Source organism: Rufibacter sp. JT20002 (genome assembly GCF_056491185.1).
Genome location: NZ_JBSZJY010000003.1, coordinates 655,825 through 673,865, shown reverse-complemented (window position 1 = coordinate 673,865; position 18,041 = coordinate 655,825). Strand labels below are relative to the sequence as shown.

Here is an 18,041-nt window from a genome sequence, read left to right as displayed (position 1 = left end):
ATAATTGAAAGGTATAATGCAGTTTGCTGTTTTCTATTTTGAAATTGGAGCTGAGCACTGATCGCTAACGAAACTACTTACAGTGAGGGCCCATTTTAGAAATAGAAGGTCTAAAAATTAAAAGTTAAAATATGGGTAAGTGCACCAAAGCTACAGCCCAACTTTTCAAAGGTTTTAATTACAGCTTTATTAGAGGCTTGCGTAGTAAGTTTCACATAGGAGATTTGCTGTTCTTTTGCCTGATGCATAAACTCAGTCATCAATTTTACATACCAACCTCTGTTTTCTGGAGCGGCTGCTGCCAATCTTCCACACATTAAACTTATCTTATGTTTTGGAGACAATTCCTTGTAATAATCAAAAGCGATAAAGGAGGCAACGGGAAGATTAGGAGCATCGGGCACTAGGACCTGATCACAAAAACCATTTACTGCAGCTTCGGCATAGGTTGCAAGATACTGATCAGCTTCTTGTTCTGGAAAAATGAAGTCTGCGTGCAGCCTATCATACTTATTCCTATTATTGGCAGCAACCATTGACAGAGAAGCAATATCTCCTTTTGTAGCTTTTCTTACCGGATACCGTTCCCCGGAAAAGCTTTCCAAGTTTTTCCTATAATAATGAATTCGAGTCTCCACCAACTTTATGCCAGCTTCATTTAGGCATTGAATTAGGAAGATGTCTTCTGAAGGAATCTCAGAAAAGCAGTAAAAGCTGTTTGATTTCTGCAGTTCACTTCTAAAAATACCTATGGCTTTGATCAGAGCGCTTGCATTTTCCTGGCCGTACAAAACTGTATATAATTTATAGCAATCCCGGTTAAAGTACATGCTATCCCATACAAGGTACTCATATAGAAAAACAAACTTAGCTTCCCCAACGGGCACTTCCATTTGAAAGGAAGAGGGTGATGTTCCAAATCCCGAAATTTTGCTCTTCACGAAAAGATCAAACTGATCACTTGCGCGTATCTCCCTTATGAATGAATAAGGGCTATAAAATGTTAAAACCTCCCTTCGGTTTGCAATCAGTTCGTCTAAGCCTTGCTCCATTTAGCTTTAAATTTGGTATACTCTCTTATATAATCACCTTCGCTATACAAGGTGGAGGCCAACACCATCTGAACGGCTGCATGGGTATATTGCATGGTATGCCACACATTTGGAGGAATATAAAGTCCTTGGTTAGGGGTATCCAATACAAACAAGTTCACTTCTCCACCAACCTGCTCAGTAGTCACTAAAATGCGTCCAGTGACAGCAACAAGTATCTGCTCTGTCTCATAATGCGCATGCCGACCTCTTACGATAGGCTCAGGGGTACTATACGTCCAAAATACCCGCTTCACATCAAATGGAATCAGCTCCCTGTTTTCAGCCACAGAGATAAACCCAATATCTATAGAGCCAATTACCGGAAACTCAATTATGTATGGTTTGCTCACGTTTTTACCTTCTGCTTACTTAATCAAGGAGTATCTTACTCTCCTCTGAGCAATAGCTTTATTGCATTTCAGGCAAGTTACAGAAAAAAGGAAGGAGCCTGAAATTGAAGAATTTTATATCTAGCCTTTCTCCTGTTTGCCCTTGTTAACTTTCCTTTAGAACTATCCCTCTTTGAAAATAATTTCTGCAAAATCTGCGTCTTTTTAGCAACCTCGTCGTCTTCGGGTTAGAAACCAACCGAAACCTTAAAAGACAAAGCCATGAAAAGAATGCATGTGAACCTTAGCGTAAACAACTTAGAGGAATCAATTGCTTTTTACTCCGCCCTATTCGCCGTGGAACCAACCGTGCTGAAACCCGACTATGCTAAGTGGATGTTAGAAGACCCCAGGGTAAACTTCGCTATCTCGACTTGGGGAGGACAATTGGGCATTGAGCACTTAGGCATTCAAGCCGAAAGCCCTGAAGAACTACAGCAGGTGTATGCCCGACTGAAGAAAGCCAAAGGAACCATCCGGCAGGAAGGAGAAACCATCTGCTGCTATGCCCAATCTGAAAAATCCTGGATCAAAGACCCACAAGGTGTTGAGTGGGAAACCTTTTATACATTTGGTGAAGCCACCACCTATGGCGGTCAGACTCAAGAAACTTCCTGCTCCACGCCTACTGGTTGTGGTACAAAAATCCCCGAAGTTGTTTAACTTTCTATCATTCCTCTACCACACCATGGAAACTGTAACATCCGTAACATTACAACCGCTGCAGAAGGTACATTACGCCTGGGTAAAGGCAATTTATGAGCAAGGCATTGTTTCTGAAAATGCTACCCTGGAGACCACGGCTCCTGAGTGGGAGAACTGGGACACCGGCCACTTAAATCATAGCCGACTTATAGCACTTGCCCCTAGTGGCCAAATAGCAGGTTGGGCCGCTTTGAGCCCGGTTTCGGGAAGATGTGTGTACGGCGGCGTGGCCGAAGTAAGCGTGTACTTGGATGCAGCTTATCGAGGGAAAGGGATTGGACAGGCATTGTTACAGGAACTGATCCGCTCCTCTGAAGCAAACGGTATTTGGACCCTGCAAGCGGGTATTCTGAAAGAGAACGAGGCAAGCGTAGCCCTGCACCTAAAATGCGGGTTCAGGGTAGTAGGCCTTCGGGAACGATTGGGTAAATTGAAAGGCCGATGGCGGGACACGTATTTACTAGAGCGCCGCAGTTCTACCGTAGGGATTTAAGCTCCATTTGCAATTCTTCGTTTCAGGCCTGATTTGTTAAACAGAAGCCTAAAACAATACCTTACTATATCATCAATTACCTCTATGATTGCTGAACCTGCTTCCTGTGCCTCCTCCCCTTCTACTTGCGCCCCAAGCACCTTAGCGGATCCTTGTGCTGAGGTAGCATCCGTGTTCCTCATGTACCAAGAAGCACTGCAGGGTTTCATCCGGAAACGGGTGCCTAACCAAGCCGATGCCGAGGATCTTTCCCAGCAAGTCTTACTGAAGGTGCACAAACATTGCGAAACCTTGCCGCAGGTGCGCAATGTACGGGCGTGGCTTTACGAGATTACGCGCCATGTGGTCCATGATTTTCATCGGGCTCGCCAGCGCGAAACCTTTCTGGAAGAAAATACAGATGTGCCAGATTCTGGACCTAATGCAAACCCAACCCAGGAATTGGCAGATTGTGTGTTCCCCTTACTGCAACTACTGCCCCCAGAATATGCAGAGCCTCTCCGGCTCAGTGATTTGGAAGGGATCCCTCAACAGGAAATCGCCAACCGCCTGGGACTCTCCCTCTCCGGGGCCAAGTCGCGGATACAGCGTGGGCGCGAGAAACTAAAGGCGGTTTTCCTGGAGTGTTGCCACCTGGAAATGGATCGACAAGGGCGGCTTATCAGTGCCGAAATAAAACCAGAATGCCAAGCACTGCAGCGGTGTAACCCTTAACGATGTTGTTTAGGGTCTGTTTTCTGAATATAGGCCCTAAACACAACTTCCTATCCCATTTGGATAATACCTCAAAGAACTGGCAACCGAGAACTTTGGCAGAACTCCTTTTGCCTGTTATCTTTGAAAGAATATCCTTTTCTTTTTATGTCGTCTCCCTCTACAGCTCTCATTATCGGGGCTGGTCCGGCTGGTTTAACGGCCGCCCATGAATTTCTGCAAAAGACCCAAGTACATCCTTACGTGGTAGAAGCCACAGACCGGATTGGGGGCATCTCGGCCACCATCAATTACAAAGGGAACCGCATGGACATTGGGGGACATCGCTTTTTCTCGAAGTCTGACCGGGTGATGGACTGGTGGCTTTCCATTCTGCCCCTACGGCTAGAGGAAGGACAAAGCATTGGCGAACTGAATTACCGGGGGAAAAGCCGTGCTATCCCCTTGGTTTCTGCCACTGACAAATCAGTTGGCGATAATGTAATGCTGTTGCGCCAACGCAAGTCCCGCATCTTCTTTCGGCGTAAATTCTTTGACTATCCGCTTTCTTTTTCGTTGGGCACTCTTTCTCAGTTAGGGATAGGATGGTCACTTAAGGCGGTATCAAGTTACCTTAAGCAGGTGGTGCTGCCCATTCGGGAAGAAAAGAACCTGGAGGAGTTTTTCATCAATAGGTTTGGCAAACACCTGTACCACACGTTTTTTAAGGCTTACACCGAAAAGGTCTGGGGAGTACCTTGTCAGCAGATAAGTGCCGAGTGGGGCGCCCAGCGTATTAAGGCGCTTTCCATTACTCAAGCTATAAAGCACTTTCTTAAACAACAGTTCTCCTCTTCATCGGCAGACTTCACTCAGAAGAACACCGAGACTTCCTTGATTGAACAGTTTCTGTACCCCAAGTTAGGCCCAGGCCACCTTTGGGAAGTCGTAACCCGTCAGATTCAGGACCAGGGCGGCGAGGTACACATGCAGCAGAAAGTGGTAAAACTTGAACTGGAGAAAAACAGGATTGTCTCTGCCATCATCGAGGAAACCTCAACGGGTACCTCTTACCAGATAGCACCCGAGTACGTAATTTCCACCATGCCTATCCGCAGTCTGATCCGGGCTCTAGGGGAAGTTGTCCCTGCTGAGGTACGCCAAATTGCGGAAAACCTTCCGTACCGGAATTTCATCTCGGTTGGGCTTTTGCTGAACAAGCTGGCAATACAGCAAGAAGGAAATCGCTTGATCCAGGACAATTGGATTTACATTCAGGAACCAGATGTACAGGCGGGCCGCCTTCAGTTATTTAACAACTGGAGCCCCTATCTGGTCACAGACCCAAACAAAGTTTGGCTTGGGGTGGAGTATTTCTGTCAGGAGGAAGATGCGCTCTGGAACATGTCAGAAGCTGAACTGCAGCAATTAGCCATTGAGGAACTGGATAAGTTGGGCATTATCTCGGCAAATCAGGTGATTGATGGTACCGTTGTCAAAATGCCTAAGGCCTACCCTGCCTATTTTGGTTCTTACAATGAGTTTCCAAAAGTACAGGCTTTCTTAGACAGCATTGAGAACCTGTTCCTGGTGGGTCGTAATGGCATGCACAAATACAACAACCAGGACCATTCTATGCTTACTGCCATGTTGGCCGTGGAGAACATTGCCGCCGGTAGAACCGACAAAGAAAACCTGTGGGCGGTAAATACAGAGCAGGAGTATCATGAAGGATCTTCTAGTAAGGAGTAGGAAGATGCGCATAGATGACAAGAAATCCGCCCTGTTCTTTACCTTGGTTTATGCTCTGCTTTTAACCTATTTCATGCCTTTTCATGAGCTATGGCCAGATGAAACAGAACCTTGGCTTTTAGCGCTCTACAGCGAATCCTACAGTGATTTGCTTTACAACAAAAGGTTTGAGGGCCACCCCAACCTTTGGTATAGTTTATTATATGTGGTCACCCGCTTCACGGACAATTTGCAGGCGCTTAAAATCAGTCACTTCTTTTTTTCAGTTGGCTTTGTGTATGTTTTTCTGCGGCACGCACCTTTTCACATAGTAATCAGGCTTTTATTCTGCTTTGGTTATTACGGATTATTTGAATTTGGAATTATAAGCAGGCTTTATGCGCCTGAACTTCTAACCCTGTTTTTACTTTGCGCATTTTACCCAAAGCGCTTTTCACACTGGTACCTGTACATTCTATTACTGGCCTTAAATGCCCAAACTCATTTATTTGGGCTATATTTTTCGGGCATTATGGGACTCCTTCTCTTTGCTGAATCCCTTAAGTTTTGGGAAAATGTACCTTTCTGGCAGAAGATCAACTCAAAGAAATTAACGTTAGGGGTTCTGCTGTGGGTTATTGGTTGTGGGTTTTCCTTTTGGAGTATAACTCATTACCTAGGATTTGCCCATCCCCATCTTTGGGATCCATATAAATTTCAGCAAGCCTGCACCAGGATTTGGCAAGCTTTCTTTCCAGTACCTGAGTTGTCAATCCATTTCTGGAACACCTCATTTCTAAGAACCAAATATGAGATTCCGCTTTCTTTCCTAATAGCTTTACTGCTGTTTTTCTCATTCAAGCCTAAAAAGCTTTTGGGAGGATTGGTTCTTTTGTTTTTGGCTCTTTTCTACTTTTTCGCTTTTAGGTTTGAATTATCGCTGCGTCACCACGCACACTTTTTCTTGTTTACAGTTGCCCTGTTCTGGATATCTACTTACTACACCCCTTACAATGCAACCTTCAACCTGAGATCGTCTCTTACTTTTTGGCAGATAAGAGCTTTAAATTTCGTTCTGCTGTTAGCTACTGGCACACAATTTCTGACAGGGCTCTACGCAATTGGAATGGAGCACAAATATTCTTTTTTCCCGGGGAAAGAAGCGGCTTATTTTCTGAGAAAACATTATCCTAATCATTTTCTTACCACATCTCAAGACTTTCCATCTTCTACGACTGGGGCTTACCTAGGAAAGCCTATCTATAACCTATACCGAGGAGAATACACTACTTTTTATGAGCTTGACCCTAACCTCGAAAATAAATTAACTCCTTTTCAACACTTACAGTGGGCAAGGGCACTAGCACAACAACAGAAACAAAGCATCATTTTACTATCTGCCAAGAAGATAGCAATTGAGTTTTTCCCTTACCCTGTTACTCACCTAAAGTCGTTCAACCAAAACCAAATAGTGGCTTTACCACAGTATTTTAGTGTTCACCTCTACCTAATAAAACCGGAGTTTGTGCCGAAATCTGATTTTGTGGTAGGTGCTCCGGTAGAATTATAGCTTGGTACCGCTTTTCTACTTTCTTCAAAAGCAACAGAAAAGTAATTTGTAAAACATGCGCACTCTTTCTCAGAACAGCTGGTTTGCCTTGTTTTTCGCGCTGCTCTACGCCTTGCTGTTATGGAAGCTTATGGCTTATCATGAGCTTTGGTTTGACGAGACTGAGCCTTGGCTGCTGGCCCTGTATAGTGATTCTTATGCAGACCTGCTGCGAAACAAGGTATATGAGGGGCACCCTAACTTGTGGTATAGCCTTCTGTATGTTGTTACAAGGTTTACTCAAGATTTAAAAGCGCTGCAGCTTACGCAGTTGGTCTTTGCGGCAGGATTTACTTTCCTATTCCTGCGGTACGCCCCATTCAACTTGCTACTCAGATTGCTGTTTTGCTTTGGGTATTATGGGCTGTTTGAGTATGGCATCCTGAGCCGCCTCTATGCCTTGGAGCTGTGTACTACGTTCCTGATTTGTGTGCTGTACCCAAAACGGATCTCACACTGGTACCTCTACCTTTTTGCCTTAATCCTAAATGCCCAAACGCACGTTTTCGGGTTGTTTTTCTCAGGAGTAGTGGGATTGCTGCTTTTTTGGGAGGTGTTTGACTTGCAGAAAAATTCCATTTCCCAACCCAGAATATCCCCGATAAACCGGTGGACAGGGTTGGCCATTTGGGTCATGGGCTGTCTTTTGTCTTTTTGGAGCATCGCCCGCCCAGCAGAAGCGGTTCAGCTAATGGTCAATCTTAGGGCACCCACCAGACCATGGCAAGCTTTCTTTCCCATACCTCACTTCTTTGTTGATTTTTGGAATTCCTATATTCTTACGCCTACGTTGATAGGGTATGCCAGCGAAGCTATCCTTTCATTGGGCATTCTCCTATATATCCTGTACAGCTTAAAACCAGTAAAACTTCTTTTTTTGGCCTTTTTGGCTTTAATGGTCCTCCTGGGCTGCTTTTTTGCATTTAAATACGTGGGAAGCACAAGGCATTTTGCCCATTTCTTCCTCTTCACCATTGCTTTCACCTGGCTGCTCTACTACCATAAAGAAACCTCTGAGGCAGCGCAACGATCTTTCCAGCGTTTACAAAAGCTTCTTCTCCTGGCCATTTTCGTCCAGTTTGGAGTTGGCATCTATGCAGTGATGATGGATGTACGGTACTCTTTTCACCCGGCTAAGAAGACGGCAGCCTTCCTGAAAGAAAAAGTGCCTGCTTCTCACCTTATTGCCTTGGAAGACGACCTGCTTTTATCAGCTGTTGTGGCCTACTACGGCAAGCCTTTACTGTACCTACCCAGATTAAGGCCCAGCACCTTTTTTCAGCCAGACAGCCCCGAGGAGAATGCGTTAACTCTTTACCAGACGTTGAATTGGGCGCAAGCCTTGGCTCAGAAAGAACAACGAAACGTGATCCTGGTATCTTCCCAAGAAATTGATTTAGGCTGGTACCCTTACCCGGTTAAACTGTATGCACGCTTTGACGAGGCCAGCATCACCCCTCACTATTTCTATATATACCAGGTAAACCCTACCCCGTTACCGCAGCAAGACTTTGTAGCGGGCACTCCACAAGGCTTCGGCCCTCCAAAGATTTTGCCTTAGGTGAAAGCTATTTCCCCTCTGTTTTCTGGGAAACCACTTAAAAACGATAACGGGCCTGCACGCGCACATCGGTGCGTTTGGGACCTTGAATCTGTTCTAAGCCGGAACTGACCGTGCTTTGTCCCCGGTAGTGTGTGTGGCTGAGTTTAAACCAGAAATCCAGGTGCCGATTAATTTTTTGCTGCGCCAGTAAGTAAAGATGGGTGCCCCGGCCGGTAAAAACCGGAATAGAAAACGCATATAGCACATCCTGCTCGGGTACATAGAGCCGAGTATCATAATCATCAGTATCAAACAAAGCATAGCGGACACTTACCCTAGTATCCTGATGCTCCCAAGTAACGTCTTGCGCCGTGAAGAAACCGGTACGGGTAGGGCCACTTTGCCTAAACTGACTGGCCTGGATTCTGGACCGCAACCGAAGTGCAGGAAGGGGGCTTACTTCCAGCAACAGCAAATACCGGTGGGCGTTTGTGTCGGTTACCAGGCGCAGTGCTTCCTCTTCTTTGGTTTCGTTGCGGGCTTTGCGTTCGTACTGATACTGACCATAGAGCAACGTGGTTTTGGAAGGCATGAACTGTAATCGTAGTAAGTATTCCTCTCCATCAGATGGAGCATCTACCCGGTACCGGAGCCACGGAAAAGCAAAACGGTCATAGTACCCCGTGAGCTGCCAGCGGTTGTTCAATTTCAGTTTCAGACCGGTGTACAAACCGCTTTCGTTCTGGTTTCGGCTACTTTCCCCAAAAGCGGCCCCATAAAGCGAGTGGAAATCACGGGTATAATGACGGTACAGTACCGCTACCTCTACTTTCTCAGAAAGACTTGCCAGTACGCCGTTCACTGTACCCACCCCACCATTGGATGAGCGGGCAGTCTCGCCAAAAAAATTGAAATTCTGCCACAAATAACTATAATGCAACCCCACGGCCGTGTTCCGGTTTCCGCTGAAAGTGAAAAGGTTGTAGGGCTCTGGTCTCTGCTGCAGAGGCACGCTGTAGGAAGTGTGCAACGCTGTTACTCCAAAACTGAGTGCCTGCTGAGGATTGCGGTATGTGATGTTCCCGCCCACTACTTGCTCTCTTGCCCTTTGGCGGTTGGCCCTCTCAGTTGGGGTGCGGTGCAGGCCCGAAGTTTGAAGTCCGCCCAAGGTGATCAAGGTAGTATCTTCTGACAGGTCATCGCCGGAAGAGGCATCTACCCTGCGGTTGGAGTAGAATAAGGATGTCTCAATCCTGCGCCACCGATGCGTGGCGGCGGCCCCTCTGAAGAAGTTACTTTCCAGGGCGGAAGTGTGCGGTTTTATCCCCAACTGGCTGCGCCGAACGCTGGTGATGGTTTCACTTCCTTTCCCAACGCTTAGCCCGCTGGAAAGCAACAAACCTTGCCCAAACTGCAGCTGGTAATCGCCTAACGCGATGGTTTTGAAAGCGCCCCGATCATACAATTGCGCATGCGCCGAGAGAAAATCGAATCCATATTGCCGCTGCCCGGGGTTCCACGTGAACTGCTCTCCGGCATCCTTCTCGGCAGTGACGCCAAAACTGAAATCGCGCGGATGACTGAGCCGATACCGGAGCAGGTATTTGTCCTGCGAGCCCAGATAACGGGTGGTGGAACGCCCCTCGGGTGGCGTGTAGCCACGGCGCTCCTGCAGGGTGCGGTCGTACCTGAAAAGCAGCGTATGGGTATCGGCGTTTTCCAGGCGTTCGCGCCAGGTGCGTTGGCCTATCTGGCCCAGGGCTGTAATTGTCACGAAAGGCAACAGCCTTCGGATGGAAAGTAAATCGAACCCCGGAATGGATTGCAGCTCATATAGGCTCACCAAGCGTCCGTTTTCCTGGATATGCTGGAGCAAGGCCGAGATTTGCCCTTCAGAAAGGAGAAAGAGGCTTCGGAGCTCCTCGCGAGAGGCTCGGTTCAGATCCAAGGGCTGCCGGTAGTACTGGAGCAGGGTTTCGTAGAGGTCTTCATACGCCACGCTGTTCTCGTCATCCTGCTGCCCGAAGAGTTCCTGCACCAACAGTTCCACGTCCATCTGAGGCCGGGGCACTTCCTGACCGCTGGCTAGCTGCTTTAGGCCTACAATCAGGAAAACAATCCAAAAGCAGACCTTCATGGCTGCTTCTCTTTTTGCAACGCATAGCCAAGTGACAGGTAATTGCTTACCCCCAATTGGTTCTGGGCCCCTAGCGCATACGCTACCTGAAACTGTTTGAATCTGACATCCACCCCTGCCGTGCCAGACCGGATGGCTGTGTTGAAACCGGTCCGGAGCCCCAAGGCTGGTAATAACCGGTATTCAATGCCGCCTTTCACCGCTAACGGGTATTCCAGTTCTTTCTCTGCCTCTAGCACCAGCAACACCTTCGTGGCAGCCTGAAACCCCAATCCAATCTTCATGACGGTAGGCACGCGCTCATCCTGAAACTCGGCTAGTTTGGCTTGGTTCAGATTATAGATGTGCGCCCCAAACGTAAGGTTAGGTAGCAGATCAGATTGGATCCCCGCGCTCAAGGCGGCGGCTTTCCGGCTGCCCCATTCCTTTATCCGCACTTGCAGCAAATCGGCCTTAAACCCTAACCGAACCACGCCTAATTGGTGGGCAAATCCAATCCCCAGCCGTTGCTCATTGTAAAGCTCTCCCCCGAACCGCTGCACGTCTATCCCCAAGGCACCAAGTTTAGGATGCGGATAAACGGCCAACAAACCTACCGTGGTGAGTTCTTTTATAGAGAAACGATTATGGGCATAGGCACCCAGTTCCAAGGATTTCAAACCGGCAATACCTGCCGGATTGTTACTCAGTGCCCAGATGTCTGGCAAGGTTACCGCTGCCCCGCCTAGGCTAACGGCTCTGGCACCAACCGCTGAGTTGTTGATTTGCCCCTTCGTGTAGAAAGGCCCTGATATAAAAGAAAGAAACAGACAGTAGCGTAGGAGTCTCGGCATAGGCAGTCAGGATGGGTGGTTTCCACTCTACGCAAATCATAGAACAATGCTACATCATCTAAGTTTTATTTTATTAAATTGAGTTGGGCATAACAAAAATGCCCGGAAATCTTTCCGGGCATTTTAAGTCTACCTTTCAGAAAACAAGTTAGAAACAGCTTAGCTCTTCTGCTTTTTGGTTTCTTTCTTGATTTTGGTTTCGTTCTTTTTCTTCTTGATTTTGATCTCAGAATCGGCGGTTTCAAACTCCATTTTGCCGTCCATCTTAACATCATTCAAAGATGGGTTGAAAGTGGTATTGGGGTTACCGTTGTCTACCAGGGTCATCTCGTTCACCAGATGACCGGCACCGGCCAGTTTATCGATCACGAAGAGCACGTATTTGATGTCTACGTTGATGCAACGCTTGTACTCAGGGTCAAACACCAGGTCACCGGTCATGGCTTCCCAGTTGCCGTCAAAAGCCAACCCGATCAACTCACCACGACCATTGATCACCGGCGAACCAGAGTTACCACCCGTGATGTCGTTGTTGGTGATGAAGGCCACGCGCAACTCGCCGTTCTGACCGTAGCGACCGTAGTCTTTCTTGTTATACAGCTCAATTAACTTAGCCGGTACGATGAACTCAGGGTTGGTAGGGTCTTCTTTCTCGGCGATGCCTTGCAAGGTTGTATAGTACTTGTACTCCACGCCATCACGCGGCTCGTAGTCCTTCACGGTTCCGTAGGTCAGGCGCAGGGTAGAATTCGCATCTGGGTAGAACACTTTGTTCGGGTGCATTTCGCGCAGACCGGCTACGTACAGACGGTTGGCTCGGCCTAGAGCAGCGTTGTACTCGTTCAGTTTGGGCAGGATGTTGTCCTGGTAGTTGGTTTGCACCGCGCGCATGAACTTGAACGCCGGGTCTGTTTCCAGGGCTTTTAGCGTAGGATTGGCCAAAAACGCATTAGCTTTTGACTCAGAAGAAAGCACCGATTTGCTGTACACATCAGCGGCCCACTTCTTGAAATCACCTTTGTAGGTAGAGGTCAGGTCTTTGAAGATATCGGCGTGCTGCGCTTTGGGCACGTCGTTGAAGTACATCTGCATCAGCTCGGCAAAGATTCTCTGGTCAAAAGACGGCACGTAGCTGGCGTAGAACTCTTTGTTCATGTCTTTGTAAGCCGTTACCAGTTCCTGCAGTTTGGCTTTGTCCACGTTGCCCGCCTTCAGCATAGTGTACAGCGGCGTGTACTGGTAAGCGTGTGCGATCAGCTGCGGTGCCAAAGCGGCCTCGGTGCGGTAAATAGCCGACAGGTTATAGATGCGCTGCCCGGCATAAGAGGCGTTAATATCTGCCAGAGCGGTGCCGTAAAGTCCTTTGCGGGTAGAGTTACCGTTGGCCCACTCCTGAAAGGCTTTCTCCTCGGCGGCTTTCTTATCAAGCGTTTTCATGCGCTTGATGCCTTCGTTCTGCCCGATGTAGTATTTGTAGTAGTTGCTGATGCTGGCGTAATTGGAAGCCAGTTTCAGACGATCGGCAGGTGAGGCATCCATGGCTTCTTTCATCAAGGCCAAGCGGCGCTCACGCAATTTGATACGAGCTGGGTTAGACTGCTCCACGGCCATGCTCAGGCCAGAACCGGCCATAAAACGGGTAGTGCGGCCAGGGAACCCGAACACCATAGAGAAGTCGCCTTCTTTCACGGGGCTCATAGATACCGGCAGGTGATGCTTAGGACGGTACGGTACGTTTTTCTCAGAGTAAGCGGCTGGTTTTCCGTCCGGAGACATGTACACCCGGAACATAGAGAAGTCACCCGTGTGGCGGGGCCACATCCAGTTATCAGTATCGCCCCCGAATTTCCCGATGCTTTCCGGCGGGGTTCCTACCAGACGCACATCTGAGAAGCGCTCGTACACGAACATGTAGAATTCGTTGCCATTGAAGAAATCGCGCACGTAGGCCACGTACTGGCCGTTGTTTTTAGCGGCATCGGCGATGGCCTTGGAACGCTCGGCTACCAGTTTGGTACGCTCCTGCTCCGGGGTCTGCGACGTAATGCCTTGCAATACCTGACTGGTCACGTCTTCCATGCGCACCAGAATGTCTACAAACAGGCCTTCGTTTTTCTTTTCCTGCTCGCGAGTCATGGCCCACCAGCCGTTTTTCAGGATGTCGTCCTGCGGGGTGGAGTTGTTCGCGATGGCGTCGTAGCCGCAGTGGTGGTTGGTGAGCAACAGACCTTCTTTGGAGATGAACTCGCCGGTACAAAAGCCGCCAAACTGCACGATGGCGTCTTTCAGGCTGGCGTTGTTCACGTTGTAAATTTCCTCAGCGGTGAGCTGCAAACCTTGTTTCTGCATATCCACGTGGTTGAGGCGCTTTACCAGCAGCGGCAACCACATGCCCTCATCGGCGCGGGCCGTCATAGACAGTCCCAGGCACCCCACAAGGAGTAAACTATAGATCTTTTTAAGCATAACGTGTGTTAGTTAGAAAACCCAAAGGTAAGGATTTGTGACTTTTTTTCCCGAAACTAGCAGCCTATGCAGGTAATCAACTGGCTTTTCAAGCACCTTTTCCTGGGAATTGTGTGGGTGTACCGCTACATGATCTCGCCGCTTACGCCCGGCAGTTGCCGCTTCACGCCCACCTGCTCGGCCTACGCACACCAGGCAATTTTGAAATACGGCCCCTTTAAAGGCGGTTGGATGGGATTGAAACGCATTGGCCGTTGCCAACCTTGGGGCGGGCACGGGTATGATCCGGTGCCGTAATGCCCTTCTATGGATTGGCTTAAATTTGACCTTTCCTTTAGAATTGATTCGTATCAAATTAGCCATCTTTCCGTTAAGGTGACTTAAGCCTCGCTCCATGCCCTTTACCTTTTCGCATCCGGCCATTGTTTTACCGTTTATTGGGTTGAAGTACCGCTGGCGCTCCGCCACCGGCCTTATTGTGGGCAGCATGGCTCCCGATTTTGAGAAATTCATCCGGATGAGTCTGCATGACCCTTACAGCCATACCTGGCGCAGCATTTTCTACTTTAGTTTGCCGGTAGGGCTTCTGGTTTGTTTTGTCTTCCACCTCATTGTCAGGGATGCGCTCATTGACCACCTCCCCCTTTTCCTGCGCAAACGCCTGAACCGGTTTAAGCGCTTTAACTGGAAAACTTACTTCAAAAAGCACTGGCCGGTAGTGCTTCTTTCACTGTTGATTGGCATTGTCTCGCACCTGGCCTGGGATTCGTTTACCCACAGGACCGGGTTGGGGGTGCGGCTATTCCCTTCCTTGGCCGAGGAGGTGCTTCCTGAGCCTTTCTCCCGGCCCTTGTTCTCACTCCTACAACAGGTGCTATCAGTGGTTGGCGGTTTTGTCATGGCCGTTTTTATTTACCAACTCCCGCAGGAAACCAGGCCCTTGGAAAAGAAAAATATTCTGGGTTTCTGGTGTATGTCTGGAGTGATAGCGTGCGTGGCACTGGCTTTATGGGCGTTGGGAGGCGGAAAAATGAACCGGTATTATATCATGGTGGCGGCCCTCTCGGCAGGGTTGCAAAGCCTGGTTATTCTTCCATTACTTATCAGAATCAAAGAACAAATACAGACAAGAGCATGAATGATTTTTTGCAAGCCGCCCTTGAGGAGGCTAAAAAAGGGTACGAAGAAGGCGGTATTCCCATTGGATCGGTGTTGGTGCACAACGGACAGATCATAGGAAGAGGCCATAACAAACGTGTGCAGGACGGCAGCGCCATTCTGCACGGCGAGATGGATGCGCTAGAGAACGCGGGCCGGCAACCGGCATCGGTGTACCGCGAGTGCACGATCTACACCACTTTGTCCCCGTGTTCTATGTGCTCGGGTACCATTCTGCTGTATGGCATCCCCAAGGTTGTAGTGGGCGAGAACAAGTCGTTTATGGGTGAAGAGGAATTGCTGCGCTCGCGCGGCGTGAACGTGACCGTGGAAGACAACCAGGAGTGCTATGAACTGATGCAAAAGTTCATCCAGGAGAAACCCACCGTCTGGAACGAGGATATTGGGGTTTGATTTCCTTTATCTGAGAAACTCCTGTTTAGGGCTGCTTTCACTGAAAACTAGCTCTAAACAGGAGTTTCCGTTTGGTCTTTTCTGCCGCAGAAATCCGCAAACTTAATGGGGGACGTATGTGTTGTAGTAACACAACATCCTTGATCAGCACTTCCATGAAACGCCTTCTTTTCTTCTATTCTATAGTACTCTTGCCGTTGCTCAGTTGCCAGCGCTCCGTTGAGAAAACAAGCCAGGCAGACCAGCCTACCGCTGTTTTGACCTCAGCACAGGTAACCACCCCGCAACAAGGCAAAAACCCGTACTACTCCCGTACCGATACCACCAAGCTGCACGTTTCGGACGTTGACTGGAAAAAGGTTCTCCCCGAGGATGTGTTCTACATCTCCCGAAAGAAAGGGACAGAACGGGCGTTTACCGGCAAGCTCTGGAATTTTACCGGCCGGGGAACGTACTACTGCGCCGCCTGCGGAAACAAGTTATTTAAGTCTGATGCCAAGTTTGCGAGCGACTGCGGCTGGCCCAGTTTCTTCCAAACCATCCGGAAAAACGCGGTGATTTACCAGGAAGACAATTCTTACAACATGGAACGGATTGAAGTCCTTTGCGGCCGCTGCGATGGGCACTTAGGCCACCTTTTTGATGACGGCCCCGAGCCCACCGGCAAACGCTACTGCATGAACTCCATCGCGCTGGATTTTGAGCCAGAGGCAGGTGCTTTCGGGATAAAATAAACTCCTTTGGTTTCATTTAAACCTCCACTGCTGGTCACGGCGGTGGAGGTTTTGTTTTTAGGGCAAACCTAGGAAACGGCACGGAAAACGAAATTTTGAGAACTCATAGGCTGACTCGGCGTTTAATGAAGTTCTGGCCGCGCCAGAGAAACCTAATTGATCACTTACCCCTAAACCTACATGAAACGTTTCCCCTACATCCAATTGTGTCTGCTTTTGGCTTTATCGTTAACGTTTGTTTTCAGCAGTTACCAACCCTTTTCTGCCCCCGCCAGCAATACAGTAAATGCTTCGGCCAACACCCTGACGCACCTGGCCAAATTACCTGAGGTCGTAGTAGAAAGCTCTGGTTTGGAGATTGCGGACAAAGCCAATACCTACTGGACGCACAACGATGCCGGCAACGCCCCCATCCTGTACAAAATCAATGAGCAAGGCCAATTGTTGCAGGAAGTGTACGTAGACGGCGCCACCAACATTGATTGGGAAGACTTGGCCCGGGACACCCAGGGCAACCTCTACATCGGGGACATGGGTAACAACAGCAACAAGCGCACCGATCTGCGCATCTATAAAATCTCTTTGAAAAACGGCTTCAAACCGCAGCAGATCAAGTTCACCTATGACGATATCCCAGCGGGGAAAATAGCCAAAGAAGCGCGCAACTTTGACTGCGAAGCCTTTTTCTGGCAGAACGGCAAACTGTACCTCATCTCCAAAGACCGTGGTACCTCGCGCTATGCCAAGGTCTATGAACTTTCAGATGATGCCGGCAACCACACCGCTAAACTGATCAGCAAGAATGAACTTCCAGGCCTGGTCACCTCGGCTGACCTAAGTCCTGATGGACGGCATTTGGCCGTGCTCACTTACGGCAAACTGTACCTGTACCCGGTGGCTAAAAGTTCCAACCAGTTCCTTACCCAGAAGCCCCAGATCCTGGACTTACCTAAAATCGGTCAGGCCGAAGCGGTGCTTTTCAAAGACAACCAGAACCTAGTCATCACCAACGAGGAAGGCAATCTGTTTAGGTACGCTTTGTAGAAAAGCAGCGCCAAAACAACATTGCGCATAACCAAAAACACCAGGGCCCCGCAGTAATCTGCGGGGCCCTGGTGTTTTTATGCTCTTTTCTTAGAAATAGTCTACAAGCTATTTAAGCAGTTACCCTTTTAGGTGTTCTAGGCTGCTTGAAGGCGTAAAACAAGACCGCAATCCCGATCAAGATCAAAGGAATACTCAGCCACTGGCCCATGTTCAACGGCAGTTCATCTTCAAAAGCTTCCTGGTTTTCTTTCAGGAATTCCACCAGGAACCGGAACGAGAACAGCAAGGTCACAAACAACCCAAACAGCAGTCCTCTGATTTGTCCGGCTCCTCTTTTCCAGAGCGTGTACAATAAAATGAACAGGAACACGCAGAAAAGGCTTTCATACAGCTGAGACGGATGACGCGGGTCTACGTACGCCGGAATACCGTTGAACAGCTCATTGTTCCGCACAAACTTGAAGGCCCACGGCACATCGCTCGGGCGCCCGATTATCTCAGAGTTCATGAGGTTTCCTAACCGGATGCAGGCGCCACCCACGGCTACTACAATCACAATGCGGTCCAGTACCCACAGGTAATCAAATTTGTGTTTGCGGCAGAACATGTACAGGGCAACCAAGATCCCGATGGTACCGCCGTGGCTGGCCAAACCGCCCTCCCAGATTTTGAAAATCTCTAATGGATTTGAAAGATAATACACCGGGTCATAGAACAAGCAGTGGCCCAGGCGCGCGCCAATTACGGTACCAATGATCATGTACATGGTCAGGATGTCCACGTCTTCATCGGTACGGCCATCTTTGCGGTAGATGTATTTCTCAATGGGCTGGGTAAGCACAAATGCCATGGCAAACAGCAGACCGTACCAGCGTACCGTAACTGGCCCAAGCGAAAAAATATCGGGAGAAACGTCCCAGGTGATAAAGTTCAGCATGTAAAAAAGGTTAGTGGGGCTAAATTTACAATTTAATCTATGAGGGGCAAGAATCAGT

At 48.6% G+C, this 18,041-nt stretch carries 17 protein-coding genes; 11 read left to right on the top strand and 6 right to left on the bottom strand.

What is annotated here, in order from left to right:
- Nucleotides 1–110: 110 nt before the first annotated feature.
- Nucleotides 111–1,052, bottom strand: coding sequence for a GNAT family protein (locus tag ACW9SV_RS16725; RefSeq protein ID WP_479557903.1), 942 nt, complete (start codon nt 1,050–1,052; stop codon nt 111–113).
- Nucleotides 1,037–1,444, bottom strand: a complete 408-nt coding sequence (locus ACW9SV_RS16720; RefSeq protein ID WP_479557902.1) for a sugar 3,4-ketoisomerase — start codon at nt 1,442–1,444, stop codon at nt 1,037–1,039. Before ACW9SV_RS16720 ends, ACW9SV_RS16725 begins: the two co-directional genes overlap by 16 nt.
- Before the next feature lie 261 nt (nt 1,445–1,705).
- On the opposite strand from ACW9SV_RS16720, the gene ACW9SV_RS16715 reads away from it, so the two are divergent.
- From ACW9SV_RS16715 to ACW9SV_RS16690, 6 genes are all read left to right on the top strand, one after another.
- Nucleotides 1,706–2,146, top strand: a complete 441-nt coding sequence (locus ACW9SV_RS16715) for an ArsI/CadI family heavy metal resistance metalloenzyme (RefSeq protein ID WP_479557901.1) — start codon at nt 1,706–1,708, stop codon at nt 2,144–2,146.
- A gap of 25 nt (nt 2,147–2,171) precedes the next feature.
- Nucleotides 2,172–2,681 (top strand): N-acetyltransferase family protein, encoded by a 510-nt coding sequence (locus ACW9SV_RS16710; RefSeq protein ID WP_479557900.1) that lies wholly within the window; start codon nt 2,172–2,174, stop codon nt 2,679–2,681.
- Nucleotides 2,682–2,861: 180 nt separating this feature from the next.
- On the top strand, nt 2,862–3,395 hold the full coding sequence (gene sigZ / locus ACW9SV_RS16705) for an RNA polymerase sigma factor SigZ (RefSeq protein ID WP_479557899.1): 534 nt from the start codon (nt 2,862–2,864) through the stop codon (nt 3,393–3,395).
- Nucleotides 3,396–3,542: 147 nt separating this feature from the next.
- Complete coding sequence (locus tag ACW9SV_RS16700) at nt 3,543–5,126, top strand: NAD(P)/FAD-dependent oxidoreductase (protein ID WP_479557898.1); 1,584 nt, start codon at nt 3,543–3,545, stop codon at nt 5,124–5,126.
- Nucleotides 5,127–5,130: 4 nt separating this feature from the next.
- Nucleotides 5,131–6,675: a hypothetical protein gene (locus ACW9SV_RS16695; RefSeq protein ID WP_479557897.1), complete on the top strand. Its 1,545-nt coding sequence runs from the start codon at nt 5,131–5,133 to the stop codon at nt 6,673–6,675.
- A gap of 55 nt (nt 6,676–6,730) precedes the next feature.
- Nucleotides 6,731–8,275: a hypothetical protein gene (locus tag ACW9SV_RS16690; protein ID WP_479557896.1), complete on the top strand. Its 1,545-nt coding sequence runs from the start codon at nt 6,731–6,733 to the stop codon at nt 8,273–8,275.
- A 37-nt stretch (nt 8,276–8,312) separates the two neighbouring features.
- Here the strand turns inward: ACW9SV_RS16690 and ACW9SV_RS16685 are convergent, their stop codons facing one another.
- The 3 genes from ACW9SV_RS16685 to ACW9SV_RS16675 all read right to left on the bottom strand — a co-directional run bounded on the left by ACW9SV_RS16685 (nt 8,313) and on the right by ACW9SV_RS16675 (nt 13,693).
- Entirely contained in the window at nt 8,313–10,394 is a 2,082-nt protein-coding gene (locus tag ACW9SV_RS16685; protein ID WP_479557895.1) for a ComEA family DNA-binding protein, read from the bottom strand.
- Complete coding sequence (locus ACW9SV_RS16680) at nt 10,391–11,227, bottom strand: PorV/PorQ family protein (RefSeq protein ID WP_479557894.1); 837 nt, start codon at nt 11,225–11,227, stop codon at nt 10,391–10,393. The genes ACW9SV_RS16685 and ACW9SV_RS16680 overlap by 4 nt, the downstream gene beginning before the upstream one ends.
- 159 nt (nt 11,228–11,386) lie before the next feature.
- Nucleotides 11,387–13,693 (bottom strand): S46 family peptidase, encoded by a 2,307-nt coding sequence (locus ACW9SV_RS16675; RefSeq protein ID WP_479557893.1) that lies wholly within the window; start codon nt 13,691–13,693, stop codon nt 11,387–11,389.
- Nucleotides 13,694–13,759: 66 nt separating this feature from the next.
- Between ACW9SV_RS16675 and yidD the strand changes: the two genes are divergently transcribed.
- From yidD to ACW9SV_RS16650, 5 genes are all read left to right on the top strand, one after another.
- Nucleotides 13,760–13,990, top strand: coding sequence for a membrane protein insertion efficiency factor YidD (gene yidD, locus ACW9SV_RS16670; protein ID WP_479557892.1), 231 nt, complete (start codon nt 13,760–13,762; stop codon nt 13,988–13,990).
- Between the two features lie 97 nt (nt 13,991–14,087).
- Entirely contained in the window at nt 14,088–14,831 is a 744-nt protein-coding gene (locus ACW9SV_RS16665) for a DUF4184 family protein (RefSeq protein WP_479557891.1), read from the top strand.
- Nucleotides 14,828–15,265: a nucleoside deaminase gene (locus ACW9SV_RS16660; RefSeq protein ID WP_479557890.1), complete on the top strand. Its 438-nt coding sequence runs from the start codon at nt 14,828–14,830 to the stop codon at nt 15,263–15,265. Before ACW9SV_RS16665 ends, ACW9SV_RS16660 begins: the two co-directional genes overlap by 4 nt.
- Before the next feature lie 155 nt (nt 15,266–15,420).
- On the top strand, nt 15,421–15,999 hold the full coding sequence (gene msrB, locus ACW9SV_RS16655) for a peptide-methionine (R)-S-oxide reductase MsrB (protein ID WP_479557889.1): 579 nt from the start codon (nt 15,421–15,423) through the stop codon (nt 15,997–15,999).
- Nucleotides 16,000–16,179: 180 nt separating this feature from the next.
- Nucleotides 16,180–17,043, top strand: a complete 864-nt coding sequence (locus tag ACW9SV_RS16650; RefSeq protein ID WP_479557888.1) for a hypothetical protein — start codon at nt 16,180–16,182, stop codon at nt 17,041–17,043.
- A gap of 112 nt (nt 17,044–17,155) precedes the next feature.
- On the opposite strand, the gene lgt is transcribed toward ACW9SV_RS16650, so the two are convergent.
- Entirely contained in the window at nt 17,156–17,983 is an 828-nt protein-coding gene (gene lgt / locus ACW9SV_RS16645; RefSeq protein ID WP_479557887.1) for a prolipoprotein diacylglyceryl transferase, read from the bottom strand.
- Between the last annotated feature and the right edge of the window lie 58 nt (nt 17,984–18,041).

Excerpts from the sequence above, each read along its gene's own strand:
- ACW9SV_RS16680 (WP_479557894.1), bottom strand. The coding sequence starts at position 11,227 with ATGCCGAGACTCCTACGCTACTGTCTGTTTCTTTCTTTTATATCAGGG.
- ACW9SV_RS16675 (WP_479557893.1), bottom strand. The coding sequence starts at position 13,693 with ATGCTTAAAAAGATCTATAGTTTACTCCTTGTGGGGTGCCTGGGACTG.
- ACW9SV_RS16695 (WP_479557897.1), top strand. The coding sequence starts at position 5,131 with ATGCGCATAGATGACAAGAAATCCGCCCTGTTCTTTACCTTGGTTTAT.
- ACW9SV_RS16685 (WP_479557895.1), bottom strand. The coding sequence starts at position 10,394 with ATGAAGGTCTGCTTTTGGATTGTTTTCCTGATTGTAGGCCTAAAGCAG.
- ACW9SV_RS16650 (WP_479557888.1), top strand. The coding sequence starts at position 16,180 with ATGAAACGTTTCCCCTACATCCAATTGTGTCTGCTTTTGGCTTTATCG.
- msrB (WP_479557889.1), top strand. The coding sequence starts at position 15,421 with ATGAAACGCCTTCTTTTCTTCTATTCTATAGTACTCTTGCCGTTGCTC.
- ACW9SV_RS16660 (WP_479557890.1), top strand. The coding sequence starts at position 14,828 with ATGAATGATTTTTTGCAAGCCGCCCTTGAGGAGGCTAAAAAAGGGTAC.
- yidD (WP_479557892.1), top strand. The coding sequence starts at position 13,760 with ATGCAGGTAATCAACTGGCTTTTCAAGCACCTTTTCCTGGGAATTGTG.
- ACW9SV_RS16710 (WP_479557900.1), top strand. The coding sequence starts at position 2,172 with ATGGAAACTGTAACATCCGTAACATTACAACCGCTGCAGAAGGTACAT.
- ACW9SV_RS16700 (WP_479557898.1), top strand. The coding sequence starts at position 3,543 with ATGTCGTCTCCCTCTACAGCTCTCATTATCGGGGCTGGTCCGGCTGGT.
- ACW9SV_RS16725 (WP_479557903.1), bottom strand. The coding sequence starts at position 1,052 with ATGGAGCAAGGCTTAGACGAACTGATTGCAAACCGAAGGGAGGTTTTA.
- ACW9SV_RS16690 (WP_479557896.1), top strand. The coding sequence starts at position 6,731 with ATGCGCACTCTTTCTCAGAACAGCTGGTTTGCCTTGTTTTTCGCGCTG.
- sigZ (WP_479557899.1), top strand. The coding sequence starts at position 2,862 with ATGTACCAAGAAGCACTGCAGGGTTTCATCCGGAAACGGGTGCCTAAC.
- ACW9SV_RS16665 (WP_479557891.1), top strand. The coding sequence starts at position 14,088 with ATGCCCTTTACCTTTTCGCATCCGGCCATTGTTTTACCGTTTATTGGG.
- lgt (WP_479557887.1), bottom strand. The coding sequence starts at position 17,983 with ATGCTGAACTTTATCACCTGGGACGTTTCTCCCGATATTTTTTCGCTT.
- ACW9SV_RS16715 (WP_479557901.1), top strand. The coding sequence starts at position 1,706 with ATGAAAAGAATGCATGTGAACCTTAGCGTAAACAACTTAGAGGAATCA.